Origin of the sequence: Fusobacterium ulcerans (assembly GCF_003019675.1) — a bacterium.
Lineage (GTDB): Bacteria > Fusobacteriota > Fusobacteriia > Fusobacteriales > Fusobacteriaceae > Fusobacterium_A > Fusobacterium_A ulcerans.
Genome location: NZ_CP028105.1, coordinates 168,973 through 185,149 on the forward strand (window position 1 = coordinate 168,973; position 16,177 = coordinate 185,149).

Annotated in this window: 12 protein-coding genes; 3 read left to right on the top strand and 9 right to left on the bottom strand. The window is 31.4% G+C overall.

The genetic code is table 11. The annotated features are described in order from the left end of the window. Positions 1–104: 104 nt before the first annotated feature. The 3 genes from carB to C4N20_RS16775 all read right to left on the bottom strand — a co-directional run bounded on the left by carB (position 105) and on the right by C4N20_RS16775 (position 4,578). Positions 105–3,311 carry a carbamoyl-phosphate synthase large subunit gene (gene carB / locus C4N20_RS00835; RefSeq protein ID WP_005981872.1) on the bottom strand — a complete coding sequence of 1,069 codons (3,207 nt, stop codon included), beginning with the start codon at positions 3,309–3,311 and terminating at the stop codon, positions 105–107. Positions 3,312–3,335: 24 nt separating this feature from the next. Next, positions 3,336–4,388 (bottom strand): carbamoyl phosphate synthase small subunit, encoded by a 1,053-nt coding sequence (locus C4N20_RS00840; protein WP_005981870.1) that lies wholly within the window; start codon positions 4,386–4,388, stop codon positions 3,336–3,338. Between the two features lie 64 nt (positions 4,389–4,452). Further along, a complete protein-coding gene (locus C4N20_RS16775) occupies positions 4,453–4,578 on the bottom strand; it encodes a hypothetical protein (RefSeq protein WP_261672018.1) in 126 nt (41 codons plus the stop codon). 206 nt (positions 4,579–4,784) lie between these two features. Between C4N20_RS16775 and C4N20_RS00845 the strand changes: the two genes are divergently transcribed. Continuing rightward, the gene (locus tag C4N20_RS00845; protein WP_005981868.1) at positions 4,785–5,168 is read left to right on the top strand and encodes a GrdX family protein; all 384 of its coding nucleotides are present in this window, start codon (positions 4,785–4,787) and stop codon (positions 5,166–5,168) included. Positions 5,169–5,185: 17 nt separating this feature from the next. Beyond that, positions 5,186–5,857, top strand: a complete 672-nt coding sequence (locus C4N20_RS00850) for a hypothetical protein (protein WP_005981866.1) — start codon at positions 5,186–5,188, stop codon at positions 5,855–5,857. Between the two features lie 99 nt (positions 5,858–5,956). Here the strand turns inward: C4N20_RS00850 and C4N20_RS00855 are convergent, their stop codons facing one another. Continuing rightward, positions 5,957–8,419 (bottom strand): AMP-binding protein, encoded by a 2,463-nt coding sequence (locus C4N20_RS00855; protein WP_005981864.1) that lies wholly within the window; start codon positions 8,417–8,419, stop codon positions 5,957–5,959. A gap of 603 nt (positions 8,420–9,022) precedes the next feature. On the opposite strand from C4N20_RS00855, the gene C4N20_RS00860 reads away from it, so the two are divergent. After that, positions 9,023–10,216, top strand: a complete 1,194-nt coding sequence (locus C4N20_RS00860; RefSeq protein WP_005981860.1) for a coenzyme F420-0:L-glutamate ligase — start codon at positions 9,023–9,025, stop codon at positions 10,214–10,216. Between the two features lie 87 nt (positions 10,217–10,303). On the opposite strand, the gene C4N20_RS00865 is transcribed toward C4N20_RS00860, so the two are convergent. From C4N20_RS00865 to ggt, 5 genes are all read right to left on the bottom strand, one after another. Continuing rightward, positions 10,304–12,805, bottom strand: a complete 2,502-nt coding sequence (locus tag C4N20_RS00865) for an AMP-binding protein (protein WP_005981858.1) — start codon at positions 12,803–12,805, stop codon at positions 10,304–10,306. Positions 12,806–12,832: 27 nt separating this feature from the next. Beyond that, positions 12,833–12,979, bottom strand: coding sequence for a hypothetical protein (locus C4N20_RS16445; protein ID WP_005951366.1), 147 nt, complete (start codon positions 12,977–12,979; stop codon positions 12,833–12,835). Positions 12,980–12,991: 12 nt separating this feature from the next. Beyond that, positions 12,992–13,669 carry a winged helix-turn-helix domain-containing protein gene (locus C4N20_RS00870; RefSeq protein WP_008695817.1) on the bottom strand — a complete coding sequence of 226 codons (678 nt, stop codon included), beginning with the start codon at positions 13,667–13,669 and terminating at the stop codon, positions 12,992–12,994. An 11-nt stretch (positions 13,670–13,680) separates the two neighbouring features. Beyond that, on the bottom strand, positions 13,681–14,310 hold the full coding sequence (gene trhA / locus C4N20_RS00875) for a PAQR family membrane homeostasis protein TrhA (RefSeq protein WP_005981857.1): 630 nt from the start codon (positions 14,308–14,310) through the stop codon (positions 13,681–13,683). Positions 14,311–14,553: 243 nt separating this feature from the next. Continuing rightward, a complete protein-coding gene (gene ggt / locus C4N20_RS00880) occupies positions 14,554–16,161 on the bottom strand; it encodes a gamma-glutamyltransferase (RefSeq protein ID WP_005981855.1) in 1,608 nt (535 codons plus the stop codon). Positions 16,162–16,177 lie beyond the last annotated feature (16 nt).

Below are 16,177 nucleotides of genomic sequence, written 5' to 3' on the forward strand. Positions count from 1 at the left end.
TATTTTTGAAATAAAATCCAATAAATTATGCTATATTATAAACTTATAAAAAAAAGAACAGCTAAAGCTGTTAAAGCTTTTAACTGTTCCATTTTATATAATTATTAGATTTTACTTACATCAAATACATCTAGCTTGTCTTCTTCTATATGTCCATCCTGCATTCTAAGAATAGCATTAATTGTATCAAGAGCTGTTAATACATCCACTCCATACTCTATTGCTGTTCTTCTCATTTTAAATCCATCTCTTTGAGCGTCATTTGCTTTTGTTGGTGTATTTATTAATAGATCTACTTCTCTATTTTTTAATACATCTGAAATGTTTGGCGATGGTTCATCTATTTTATTTACTACTGTTGCTTCTACTCCATTTTCTGCTAGGAATTTTTGTGTTCCACTTGTTGCAAACAAGATTGATCCATGTGCAATTAAGCTCTTAGCAATTGGTAAAAATTCATCTTTATCTTTATCTCTGATAGTTACCAGTATTTTTCTGTCTTTGATAAGGTGCACTCTGTTAGCTCCAAGCAGTCCTTTATAGATAGCTTCATCTACATTGTTTCCTACTCCCAGTACCTCTCCTGTTGATCTCATTTCTGGTCCTAATGATACCTCTACACTTGATAGTTTTTCTGTTGAGAATACTGGTACTTTTACTGCTACTACATTTGGCTTCTTGTAGATTCCTGTTCCATATGCCATATCTTTTAATTTTTCTCCAAGTGCTACTCTTGTTGCTATTTCAATAGCTGGTACTCCTGATACTTTTGAGATATATGGAACTGTTCTTGATGATCTTGGGTTTACTTCTATTACATAAAGTTTATTTTCATATGCGATAAACTGAATATTCATCATACCTTTTACTTCAAGAGCTTTTGCTATTCTCTTAGTTATTTCTAAAAGTTCAGCTTCAGTTCCTTCATATAAATTTTGCTGTGGATAAATAGTGATTGAGTCTCCTGAGTGAACTCCAGCTCTTTCTAAATGCTCCATTACTCCCGGTATTAAGATATCCTCTCCATCACAGATAGCATCTACTTCTAATTCGATTCCATTTAGATATTTATCTATCAACACTGGATTTGATGGATCTCTGTCAAATGATGCTTCTAGGTATTTTACCAGATTATATTCATCGTGACATATTTCCATTCCCTGTCCACCTAGTACATATGATGGTCTTACCAGCACTGGATAGTTTATTTCATTTGCTATTTCTATTCCATGCTCTACATCCCATACTGCTCTTCCTTTTGGTCTAGCAATATCAAGCTCTTCCATCATTTCTTCGAATCTTTCTCTGTCTTCTGCTTCATCTATTTTATCTGCACTTGTTCCTATTACTTTGATTCCTCTATCGCTCAAATCATTTGCTAATTTGATTGCTGTCTGTCCTCCAAATTGAAGTATTACTCCCTCTGGTTTCTCTTTTTCAAGGATATTCATTATATCTTCTGTTACTAATGGTTCAAAGTATAGTTTGTCTGCTGTTGAGAAGTCTGTTGATACTGTCTCTGGGTTATTGTTTATTATGATACTTTCTATTCCTAGCTTCTTTAATGTTTTTACTGCATGAACTGTACAGTAGTCAAATTCTATTCCCTGCCCAATTCTTATCGGTCCTGATCCTATTACCACTATTTTTCTCTTGTTAGATACTTCTACCTCATCATATTGATCATATGTTGAATAGAAATATGATGAATCAGCTGCAAATTCTCCAGCACAAGTATCAACCATTTTATATACTGGCTCTATGTGGAAATATTTTCTTTTTCTTTCAATATCTTTTTCAGTAACTCCCATTAAAGACGCAATTCCTTTGTCTGAGAATCCTTTCTTTTTAAGATTTCTTAAATATGTTTCATCTAAATTTTTAAATTCTGTATCTTTTAAAATTTCTTCCTGTTTAACAATCCATTCGATTTTCTCCATGAAGAATTTATCTATTCCAGTAATTTTCTGTAATTTTTCTTTGATGTATCCTCTTCTAAGCATTTCTGCCACTATGAAGATTCTCTCATCATCTGGTTTTACAACTGCTGCTTTTAATTCTTCCATAGTCATTTTTTGAGCTACTGGATGCTCTAAGTTGTATCTTCCTATTTCAAGTGATCTGATACCTTTCAGGAACGCTGCTTCAAAGTTATTTCCTATTGCCATAACTTCCCCTGTTGCCATCATTTTTGTACCAAGTTTTTTATCAGCCTTTTTAAATTTATCAAACGGCCATTTAGGTATTTTTACAACTATATAGTCAAGAGCTGGCTCAAAACAAGCAAAAGTTTTTCCAGTTACTTCATTTTTTACTTCATCTAACAGGTATCCTAGAGATAATCTTGTAGCTACCCTTGCAATAGGATATCCTGTTGCTTTAGAAGCTAGTGCTGATGATCTTGATACTCTTGGGTTGATCTCTATTATTGCATATTCAAATGATTTTGGGTGAAGAGAGAACTGTACATTGCATCCTCCAATAACTCCAATTTCATTTACTATTTTAATAGCAGAAGTTCTAAGCATTTGATATTCTCTATCTGATAAAGTTTGAGAAGGAGCAACAACTATTGAGTCTCCTGTATGGATTCCTACTGGGTCAATATTTTCCATATTACATACTGTAATACAGTTTCCATCTTTATCTCTTATTACTTCATACTCTATCTCTTTCCAACCAAGGATAGATTTTTCAATAAGTACCTGTTTTACTCTAGACAGAGCCAGTCCTTTCATAAGGATATCTTCAAGCTCTTTTGGATTATATGCAAATCCTCCACCAGTTCCTCCCAATGTATAAGCAGGTCTTACTACTACTGGATACCCTATTTCTCTAGCTACTTTAAATCCGTCTTCAAGGTTTTCTACTATTTTACTTTGAATAATAGGTTCTCCTATTTTTTCCATAGCTTCTCTGAATAGTTCTCTGTCTTCTCCTCTTTTGATAGATTCGATAGGAGTTCCGATTACTTTTACTCCATATTTTTCAAGAATACCTTTTTCAGATAACTCAACAGCCATATTTAATGCTGTCTGTCCTCCCATTCCAGCAAGAATAGAGTCTGGTCTCTCTTTAGCTATTACTTTTTCAACAAAGTCTGCTGTGATTGGTTCTATATATATTCTGTCTGCTACTGCTTTATCTGTCATTATTGTTGCTGGGTTAGAGTTGATCAGTACAACTTCTATCCCCTCTTTTTTCAGAGTCTCACAAGCCTGAGTTCCTGAATAGTCAAACTCTGCTGCCTGTCCTATTATGATTGGTCCTGAACCTATAACTAATGTCTTTTTTATAGACTTATCTAACATTTTATTCCTCCCTCAAACTTTAAATTAACCTTCTATAACTTGTAAGAAATCATCAAACAGATAATCAGAATCAGATGGTCCAGGCCAAGCTTCTGGATGGTACTGTACACACATTATTTTCAATTCGCTGCTTTTCATTCCCTCAATAGAATTATCGTTCAGGTTTATATGAGTTACTTTCATAGCCTCTGGTACATTATCCACTACATAACCATGGTTTTGTGAAGTTATGAATATCTTATTTTTCTCTAAATCTTTAACTGGATGATTGCATCCTCTGTGACCATATTTTAATTTAGTAGTAGATCCTCCAAGTGCCCATGCCAGAAGCTGATGTCCAAGACATATTGCAACTATTGGAAGTTTTCCTATCATTTTCTTTATTTCATTTATTACTTCTGTAAGATCAGCTGGGTCTCCTGGTCCATTTGAAAGGAACAATCCATCAAGATCATATTTCATTATCTCTTCAGCAGTTGTGTTCCAAGGGAAAACTACCATATGGCAATCTCTCTTTTTAAAACTTCTAAGGATATTTCTTTTGATTCCAAAATCCATTACCCCTATTCTTTTTCCAGTACCTGGTATTTCATATATCTCTTTTGTACTTACTTTGCTCACTGCATCTTTGTTGCAGAATTTTTCAAAATGTTCATCTATCTCTTTTTGAGTCAGGTCTTGAGAAGTGATTATAGCTCTCATAGCTCCCTCTTCTCTTATTATCTTTGTAAGCTGTCTTGTATCTACACCTTTGAATGCCACAACTTTATTTTGTCTTAAGAATCCATCTAAAGTCATCTCACATCTAAAATTATTTGGAAGTTTTGCATCTTCTTTAATAACAAACCCTTTTAAATGTATTTTAGAAGACTCCATGTCCTCTAGATTTATTCCATAATTTCCTATCATAGGATATGTCATTACTACTATCTGCCCACAATAAGAAGGATCTGTTAAAAGCTCCTGGTACCCTGTCATTCCTGTATTAAAAACAAGTTCTCCAACAGTTTCCCCTAACTCTCCAAAAATCTTTCCTTCAAAACTCATACCATTTTCAAGAATAAGCTTTCCTTTCATTTGACCTCCTGTAATTTAAAAGTTTTCCTAAAAAAAAAGATACAACAGTTTGTCATATCTTTTCTTAAGATAAATATATGTGAATTAATTTTAAAGACAATATTCCCGTAAAAACTTTAGAAATAAATGTAAAAGAGCAGAAAATAGAATCCTTTATCTTCTTTAATGATAAATTTTTTATTCCTTCCATTCCTTTACCTCCTTTTTTTTACTAAAAGAAAGTATATCTATTTTTTCAAATTATGTCAAGAATTTTTTGATAATATCCCCTTTTAATTTTTTTTTTGATCTTTTTTTATACATTTTTCATAAAATATTAAAAAAATATAAATTTTTTTAGTTTCTCGTATTGACTATTAGCCATTTATGTGATAATAAGATATCGGGAGGTGCATCATGGATTTTATAATTATCACAAATAACAACAAGGTTTATAATTTTTACAAAGAAACAAATGATGTTTTTTATTTTCAAAAAAAAGATTTCCTAGATCTTTTAGAGATAGTGAAAGAGGAAATATATAAAGGACATAAACTTCTTTCTGATCCTATCATGTATAATCTAGAAAATTCTGAGAATCCATATAAATCTATTGCTGTCTCTAAAGACACTTTTTCAGATGATGGAACTCAAAAAAAATTAATAGATGGAGTAATTAGTATAGCTAGAAAAATTCCAAACAGAAAAAATTTCTCTGAATTTTCTGAAACTACTTTAGAAGAATTTAGATTTATTGACTTAAATCTTCTAACTGATGGAACTAAATCTTTTAGCTACTAATCTCTTGGAGGTGGACTGTGGTTCAATTTTATTTTAAAAGAATCCTTGAAAAAATAAATTTCAATTTCATTCCTGTTTTTGATTTAAAAGATGATTCTATTTATGGTTACAAAATTATAAAAGATTTTTCTGTAATAGGGTTCAATGACAAAGATCTTATGTATCAAATGGCCTTTGAAGATGATACATTTGAAACTCTTGTCTTAAAGCTTCTTGAAAAGTCATTTCAAATGGCTATTGAGAATAACTGCATAGATAAGAAGCTTTTTTATACTTTAAGATTGAATTATGTCCTGGACAATAGTATATTCTTTGACAGAATACACACACTGGTATCATCACTTAAACTCAATGAAAATAATATTATCTTTGACATAAAAGGAATAACAGATTGGGAAAAGTTTTATGAAGAAACTAAAAATTGTAAATTTGAATATCTTAAACTTTATAAAGAGGATAGAGGTATCCCCATCAATTTAAACAGAGTTGCACAAGAAAAACCAGAACTTATTGAAATCAGAGATACTCAAAATTTTATGCACATAGGTGAATATATTGATAATGATATCAAGATAATTTTTAATACAAATACTGACCCTTCTTTTACAAAAGAAGATTTGAAAAAAATAGGAGCAGACTACTATTATTATTTTAATAAAAATAAACAATTTGATGAAACTGAGTCATAATATGAATCTAAATAAAAGAGCCTAATCCAAGAAGTTATTATCTTTTAATAACTGGTGGATCAGGCTTTTTTTATTTTCTATCTGCTTTTTATCTTTTCTCTAGATTTTATCTTCTACCCATTTTACAAGGCTCTCTCTTGTTTTTTCTACAATCTCATCATAATTTAATCCTTCAGGTGATACTTTCTCAAAGAATTTAACTTCTATCTTAGAAGCCTTAGGAAATTTAGTATTTGCAGGGAAAGCTTCAAATGCTCCTCTTATTCCAAAAGGTACAACTGGTATATCCAACTCTTTTGCCAAAATAGCAAATGCCTTTTTAAATTCCAGCATCTTTCCATCTCTTGTTCTTGCTCCTTCTGGGAATATAACAACGCTCTTTCCATCTTTCAATACTTTAGCCATTGTCTGAAGTACCTCTCCAAGATTTTTATTGATATCTACCAGAATAACATTTGAATTTTCTCCAAGTTTTCTCATATATCCCTTAGAAAAATGCTTTACTTTTGCAAGATAATAAATGTTTCTAAGTATTTTTGATGGAACTGAATGATTAAATATAAAAGCATCCAAAAGACTTTGGTGATTTCCTGCATAAATAACTGGTTCTGATGTCAGATTTTCCATTCCGCTTTTTTGTACTCTAAAATACAATTTGAAAGGAAGCCATGTCAGTAATTTTCCCATCATTGTTACTATATTTGACTTAGGAAGATCAGCCTCTATATCCTTATTCAGATAATCTTTCCAGTTGATTTCCTCTATCTTTTCATCGCTTCTATTTTCTTTTACAAATTCAGCCAGTTTCTCTACAGTTGGATTATCAAGAATTATGTTCTCTGCTCCCTTTACTCCAAAATTACTTTCCAAATAAGTCAAAAGTTCAACCATATCTAAAGAATCCATACCTAAATCCAGTTCTATATGAGCTGATGGCGAAACTGGTCTGTTCTTAGTCTTTACCAGATAATCTTTTAAAAGAGTATATTCTTCATATTTAGGCTCTTCTATATGAATATTTTCTGTTTCCTTCTCTTTCAGCATATCAGGTATCATAAATCTTCTTATCTTACCTATTTTTGTTTTAGGCATCTCTTCCTGTACTATTCTTATATCTAGTATTTTTCTATAATTAGGAGCTTTTCCATTGTATGAATCAATAACTCCCCATTTCAGTGTTTCTTTTATGTTTGTTACTTTTTCATCATATATTTTCTGAAAGTTAGGATATATAACTGCTGTAAGCACTGAATCTATTTCAGAAATTACTATCTCCTGAATAAGATTAGTCTTACTCATTATCTGCTGTTCTATCTCAATTGGATTGATATTTTTTCCATTTGATAAAACTATCATCTCTTTTTTTCTTCCTGTTACATATAGGAATCCATCTCTAATTTCTCCAAGGTCCCCTGTATGTATCCATCCTTCACTGTCAATAGTTTCAGCAGTTTCTTCTGGTTTATTGTAATATCCTTTCATTACATTTCTACCTCTGGCAATAATTTCTCCATCTTCTGCTATTTTAGCTTCTATTCCAGGAAGTATTCTTCCAGCTGATCCGGGTCTTATCTCATCTAGTGGTGTAAATGAGATCATTGGAGCTGTTTCTGTCATCCCATACCCTTCACATACTTTTAATCCCAGTGTAAGAAAATCTCTTGATACTCTTGGGTCAAGCTTAGATCCCCCTGATACAAAAAATCTTACATTTCCACCAAAATTATCATGGACTTTTTTAAATATTTTTCTGCTGAAAGAGATGCTGTTTATTTTTTCACATAATTTAAAAATAAGCTTTGTTGCCTTACCAGCATTTATTTTTTCCATTATTTTCTGATGAAGCATTTCCCATAATCTTGGAACTCCTATCATCATAGTTACTTTATAAGTCTGAAAAGCATCTACCATAGACTGAGAAGACATCTCTTTAAGGAATATTATTGTTGCTCCCTTAGCCAGAGGTACTACCCCTGATCCCAGTAATGGAAATATATGATGCATAGGAAGAAGTGCCAGAACAATATCTTCTTTCACAAACATTTTATATTTGTCCAGTCCTTCTATATTCACAAGTATGTTATCAAATTTAAGCATTACTCCTTTAGGTTTTCCAGTAGTACCTGAAGTATACAGCATCAAAGCAATATTTTCCGGCTCTGGTGAATTAAGAACAAGTTCTTCTGTTATCTCATGATCTTCAACATCATCTACAACCACTATTTTTAAATCTTTTTTTGCTGCTTCAAGAGCTTTTTTTACATTTGAAAGATTATTTTGTGATGTATAGATATATTTCGAATCAGAATCTTCTATATAATATACAAGTTCCTCCCCTGATAAACTTGAATCAAGACACACACATGTTCCTGATTTGTCCCATACTCCTAGGAAAGAGTAAAGAAGTTCAGGTCTGTTTTCCATATATATTATAACTCTGTCCTCTTTTTCTATTAATACTTGTGAAGAAAAAATCTTAGCTTTAGTTATCATTTCTTTATAACTTATATTTCTTCCTTCGTATATTATCGCTGTCTTATTATAATCTCTTACAAATTCCAACTTATCCCCCTAAATATTTTAATCGTTTAGTGCAATTATAGCATATTTTATAATTTTAGACAATTAGAACAGTACCCCTCACCTATTCTAAATATTTGTTATTTCAATATTTAAAATCATTATTTTACTAAAAACACTAAATAATGAACTTATTCTTATTTCTTTTGCATCTCTTAAATATTCTGGGACAAACACTTTTATCCCCTCTGCTTCTTTTTCTATATATTTTATCTCTTTTTGAGAAATATTATTTGTATCTTTTATAAATTCACCCTGAATTATATCTTGGCATCCTGCTCATCCAAAACTTTGAATTTCTTTTTTCAAAATTATTCCTTTAAAATTATTTTTCTTCATATATTTTATAACTTTTTCTTTTATTTCTATCAAATTTTTCCTCCTTTTAAAATTTAGTATTTTCTTAAATTTTATCACATTTTTGTATTAATTCAATATAAAGAATATGTATAAAAATCAATAATTGGAAATAAAATTTCATTTTTACGATATATAAAATTTTATTATTCAAATAAAGGGTTTACATATCTTTAAATATGTATTATAATTAACTGTTAATACTTTATAACTTTAAAGGAGAATGTGATGGGAAGATTAGTTGGAACTATTTCTAGAGGACTTCGTGCACCTATTATTCATCAAGGTGACAAAATTGAAGATTTCGTAGTTGATGCAGTGTTAGCTGCTGTTGAAAGCGATGGTATAACATTAAGAGACAAGGACATTGTTGCGGTTACAGAATCTATAGTTGCCAGAGCTCAAGGAAACTATGCTACTATTGATGATATTGCAGCAGATGTAAAAAATAAATATGGAGATAATGCTATTGGTGTTATTTTTCCAATTTTAAGCCGTAACAGATTTTCTGTATGCTTGAAAGGAATAGCTAAAGGAGCAAAAAAAATTATTCTTATGTTCAGTTATCCATCTGATGAAGTTGGAAACCATTTTATTGATATGGAGCTTTTAGATGAAAAAGGTGTAAATCCTTGGAGTGATATTCTTAGTGAAGCTGAATTTACTGAGAAATTTGGAAAGCCTCTTCATGAATTTACTGGAGTAAATTACATTGAGTACTATTCTGATTTAATAAGAGAGCAGGGAGCAGAGGTTGAAGTAATATTTGCTAACAATCCTACTGCAATTTTAAATTATACTGACTGTGTTTTAAACTGTGATATCCATACTCGTTTCAGAACTAAAAAATTATTAAAAAAAGCTGGAGCTAAAATAGTATTTGGTATGGATGAAATACTTACTTCTTCTAGAAATGGAAGCGGATATAATGAGGATTACGGGCTGTTAGGTTCTAATAAAGCTACTGAAGATACTATAAAACTTTTCCCTCGTGATTGTAAAGATACAGTTCTTAATATCCAAAAAATGTTTTTAGAAAAAACTGGAAAAGCTATAGAAGTTATGGTATATGGAGACGGAGCATTTAAAGATCCAGTTGGAAAAATATGGGAACTTGCTGACCCAGTAGTTTCTCCGGGATATACTTCTGGATTAGAAGGAACTCCTAATGAAATAAAATTAAAATATCTTGCTGATAATGATCTTGCTGGACTTACAGGAGAAGAATTAAACAAAGCTGTTGCTGAAGCAATAAAAAATAAAGATTCTGATCTTAAAGGGCAAATGATAACTCAAGGTACTACTCCTAGAAGACTTACAGATCTTATAGGATCACTATGTGACCTTACTTCTGGAAGTGGAGATAAGGGAACTCCTATTATCTTAATTCAAGGATATTTTGACAACTACATAGATAACTAATTATTAAAATAAAAGAGATTGACTGGAAAGTATTTTTACTTAACAGTTCAATCTCTTTTTTAATTAATATTTTATTTTGTCAGCGTTTTATTTTATAAGCCACAATTCTATTTCATCTTTGCTTTTTTCTACTATCTCTTCTACTGTAAGACCTTCTGGCATTACTTTATCAAAGAATTTTATAGTTATTGGTGACATGCTGGGAATTCTCTGTCCATAAGGCATAGCTTCATATGCTCCTTTTATTCCAAATGGAACAACTGGTATATTCAATTCTTTAGAAAGAATAGCAAAAGTCTTTTTGAAATCCTGTATCTCTCCATCTCTTGTTCTTGCTCCTTCTGGGAATATAACAAGATTTTTTCCTTCTTTCAATACCTTAGCACTTACCTGCAAAGTTTCTTTTAAATTTTTATTAATATCTATAATAAGTACATTTCCTCTTTCAGCCAGATATTTTCTCAAAGGAGTACCAAAGTGAACTATTGTTCCAAGATAATATGTATCTCCCATTTTAGCAGATGATATTGCCTGATTAAAAATAAGAGCATCTAGGAAACTTTGATGGTTTCCTACATATATTGTCGGTTCTGAAAGTATTTTATCCTGCCCCTCTTTTTTCAGGCTGAAGTATATGCTGAAGAACGGCTTAAATATAAATCTTATTAACTTTCCTACCCATGCTGATTTAGGAAGTTCTATATTTGTATCTTGGCTGAGGATAGTTTTCCAGTCCACTTCATTGTCACTGAATTCTCCTCCTCTTTCCTTAACAAATTTAGCCATATCCAATACATTTTTTATATCAGTAAATTCTTCTTCTGTTATTTTTATTCCAAAACTCATTTCTATAAAGGACAATATCTCTACTATATCCAATGAATCAAGTCCTAAATCAAGCTCTAAGTGAGCATCAGGTGTAACTTCTACATTGTAGTTCTTCTCCATATAATCTTTTAAAGTTTCATATTCAGCTTTAAATTCTTGTGGAATTACTATCTCTTTTTTTACTTCATGTTTTGAACTATCTTCATTTTCATCTTCTATTGCCTGTCCTGCAAGGAAATCATTCAACATAAATCTTCTTACTTTTCCAAGCTTAGTTTTTGGAAGTTCATCTTTTACAATTTTTATTTCAAGTATTTTTCTATATTTAGGAGCTGTTATATTATATTTATCTATTATCTCCCATTTTAATGTTTCTTTTATATTAGTTATCTTTCTATGTTTTATAAGGTCAAAGTCAGGATACACAACTGCCATCAAATGATTGTTGTACTCCATAACAGCTATCTCTTTTATAAGATCTGTTCCTTTGAATATTTCACTTTCTATATCACTTGGATTGATATTTTTTCCATTAGAAAGAACTATCATCTCTTTTTTTCTTCCAATGATACTTAAATAATTATTTTCTAATTTACCAAGGTCACCTGTGTGGAACCATCCATCAGCATCTATTACTTCAGCTGTTGCTTTAGGATTATTGTAATATCCTTTCATTACATTGGCACCTTTTACCAGAACCTCTCCATCTTCAACTATTTTTACTTCTATATCCGGTATCAGTTCTCCTACTGTTCCGGGCTTTATTCTATCAGGGTTATTAAATGAAATAATTGGAGATGTTTCAGTAAGTCCGTACCCTTCCATCAATGGAAGTCCTAGAGTAAGGTAATCTCTGGCAATTTCAGGATCTAATTTAGCTCCCCCTGATGCCATTACTCTAAGTGAGCCTCCAAGTTCATTATTAACTTTTTTAAAGACTAATCTGCTAAGTGCACGACTGTTTATCTTTTGACATAGCTTGAATAATTTTTTGATTGCCCAGCTTTTATTTATCTGCCCCATTATAGCTTTATGAAGCATTTCCCATACTCTAGGCACCCCAATTATTACAGTTATTTTGTAATCTTTCAAAGCTTTTTTCAAAGCTTCAGAAGACATTTCATCTAATATTACAACTAAAGTTCCAAAGTACATAGTCATCAATAAGTTTATGTTTAATGGAAATATATGGTGATAAGGGAGAATAGCCAGTATTCTATCTGTTTCATCCACCAATTTTATTGCTTTTATAGCATTTATATTAGAAAGAAGGTTTGCATATGTAAGCATTACTCCCTTTGGATTTCCTGTTGTTCCAGAGGTATATAACAAAAGAGCTACATCTTCTACATTATCAATATTCACTTCATAGTCATCAGGTGTAAAATCTTCTGGAACTACTATTTCATCTACATTTATTATCTTTATATCTTTTCCATATTTTTCTTTAGCTTCAACAACATTTTTATAATTCTTATTTGTTGCATAAATATATTGAGGTTCTGCATCTTCAAATACATAAAGAAGCTGCTCTGCTGTATATCCAGCGTCTAAAACAACTCCTATTCCTTTTGAATTCCATACTGAAAATAATGCCTCTATTATTTCAGGTCTGTTTTCTATATATACAACAACTTTATCATCTTTTTTTATTTTCAATAACGTGGAATAATATTTTATCCCTGTTATCAGCTCTTTATATGAATATTCTCTATCCTTGTATATAATAGCTGCCTTCCCTCTATCATGTAAAAAATTCATCTGCTGCCTCCTGTTGTCAGAGATATTTTATAGATTGTCAATCATCTCTTCCAATTGTTTTCTATCTTTATTATTTAAATCTATTCCAGATTTTAATTTTTTCAAAACTTCACTTTCTTGTGCACTCATGCTCTTCTCTAAAACTTTTATAAGCATTTTTACATAAAAATTCATACTCATCTCCTTTTACCCTTTGAGGATATATCCCACTCCTCTTACTGTGTATATTAATTTTTCCTTGTGATCCTTATCTATTTTTCCTCTTAAATGCGTCATATACACATCTACTATATTAGTATTGCTTGTAAAATTTATACTCCATATTTTTTCTTTTATCATTGTTCTGCTGAGAACAAGATTTTTATTTCTTACTAAATATTCAAGAAGAGAAAATTCTTTATATGTAAGTTCTATAAGTGCCTCTCCCCTTTTTACTTCTCTAGTAAGAAAATTTATTGATAAATCCTTTATTGTAATTATATTATTTCCAACAGCAAAACTCTTTATAGTTCTTCTTATCACTGCTCTTATTCTCCCTAAAAGCTCTATAAAAGAAAAAGGTTTGACTATATAATCATCAGCCCCTGCATCCAGAGCCTCCACCTTTTTCTCTATTTTATCCTCAGAAGATATAAATATTATCCCTGATTCAATATTCTCTTTTCTTATTTTTTCACATAGTTCTATTCCAGTTTTATCTCCAATGACAGTATCCAGTATTATAAGCTCATAATTCCCTGATACAGCATGATAATAAGCATCTTCCCAGTCAGAAGTGTCTTCCACTGAGTACCCTGCTTCTTTTAACCCTTTTTTCAAATATTTTTTTATGTCTACATCTTTTTGAACTATAAGAATATTCATTTATTCCCCTCTTATGTATGGATAATATTGTAAATAGAAAGATAATTAAGAACACTTCCTCCTATTACAAATATATGCCATATAGAATGTGCAAATTTAAGTTTTTTCATTGCATAAAATATTGTTCCTACTGTATATATAACTCCTCCTATAATAAGAAGATTTAGAGAAACTGGACTTAAAGCATTTTTTAAATCTTTAAATACAAATACAACTATCCATCCCATAAGTATATATAACAGAGTAGAAAGAATTTTAAATCTTCCAACAAAGAATATTTTAAATATTATCCCTAAAAAAGTCAATCCCCATTGTATTGCAAAAAGTATCCATCTGTTTCTTCCTTCTAATACAGTGAGAAGATAAGGGGTATATGAAGCAGATATCAATACATATATTGCCGAGTGGTCTAGTATCTTAAATACTTTTTTGGCTTTTCCTTCCTCAAGCAGATGATAAGTTCCTGACATAACATACATCAGAATGAGAGCACCTCCAAATATAGAAGATCCTACTATGTAGTTTGAATATCCTGTTCTTACTGCATGTACTATTAATGTAACACATCCAGCTATTGCCATTCCTGCTCCTATATAATGAGTTATAAAGTTAAATTTTTCTTCTAATTTATTGTAATCCATATTATTCAGCTCCTTTCAAAAAAATATAACCATCCTTTTTTTAAGTATTTTCTTTCTTATATTATACCATATTCTAAATTCTGTTTTTCAAAATAAATCGTCTCTAATCTTTATATTTCATCTAATTTTTTTATAAATCAGATGTCATATTTTTTTATTTTACATTATACCATAAAAATTATAAAAGGGATATTGTTCTTTCAAACAATACCCCCAATACTCTTTTAATGTATTTTTTTCATACTAATATAAAGCAATATGTCCATCTGTTCTTGGTTCAGTTCCTCCTACAAGAACTCCATTTTCCATTCTCCAGATGATTTCTCCTCTTCCCATCATAAGAGGGTCATAAAGAACTTTTACATCATGTCCCATAGCTGCAAGCTCGTAAGCTATATGCTCAGGTACTCCATGTTCCAGTTCAATATTTTTCTTACCTACCCACTGCCATCTTGGAGCATCTAATGCTGCCTGTGGATTCATCAGGAAGTCCACTGTATTAGTTACTACCTGTACATGTCCTTGCGGCTGCATAAATCCTCCCATTACTCCAAATGGTCCGATAGCTTTTCCATCTTTTCCAAGGAATCCCGGAATAATTGTATGATAAGGTTTTTTTGCTGGTCCTACACAGTTTGCACTTTCAAGATCAAGGTTAAAGTTGTTTCCTCTATTATGAAGAGCTATTCCTGTTCCTGGAACTACCATTCCAGAACCAAATCCCATATAGTTGCTTTGAATATATGATATCATATTTCCTTCATTGTCTGCTGCTGCAAGATATACAGTTCCTCCACAGAATGGATCTCCTGCTTCTGGCATTATAGCTGTATTTCCTATTAGTTTAGCTCTGTCTTCTGCATATGCTTTAGACAGCAGCTGCTCAACTGTTACTTTCATAAATCTAGGGTCAGCTACATATTTTTGTACATCTACAAAGGCAAGCTTCATAGCTTCTATCATTGTATGATATGATCTTACTGTCTCTCTAGCTTCAAACTGGAATCTATCAAGAATATTAAGAGCCATAAGAGCACTTATTCCATGTCCGTTAGGTGGAAGTTCATATACATCATATCCATGATATTTTACAGTAATAGGCTCTACCCATTCTGCTTCAAATCCTTCCAAGTCGTTTTTTCTAAGATATCCATTGTATTTTTTAGAGAATGCATCTATTTTATCAGCAAGCTCTCCTTTGTAGAAAGCTTCTGCATAAGTATCTCCTATCATTTCAAGAGTATCTGCATGATCAGGAAGTCTTACTATATCTCCTATCTCAGGACATTTTCCATCTTGAGTAAAAGTATCAAACCAAGGTTTAAACTCTTCTCCCTCTTCTTTTCCAAAATTCACAGCAGCTTTTTTCCAAAGTTTAGCAACATTTACAGGTACAGCATACCCTTCTCTTGCTAATTTTACAGCTGGAGCTATAACTTCACTCAAAGGAAGTTTACCAAATTTTTTACTTAGCTCTGCCCATGCTTTAGGTATTCCCGGTACAGTTACAGGAATAAGTCCATATTTAGGCATTGCTTTCAATCCTTTATTTAATAACTCCTGTGCTTCAATAAGTTTTGGTGAAGGACCGCTTGCATTAAGTCCATAAATTTTATCTTTTACACTAAGGATAGCAAAACCGTCTCCTCCTATACCATTACCTGTAGGCTCTACAACAGTAAGAGCAGCAGCAGTGGCAATAGCAGCGTCGATTGCATTTCCTCCTTTTTTCAATATTTCAAGTCCAGCTTGTGCAGCAAGTGGAGATCCAGTTGCCACCATACCATTTTTAGCATACATCACATTTCTTCTTGATGGATACGGATAAATAGTAGAATCAAATTTTAACATCTTATTCCTCCCTAAT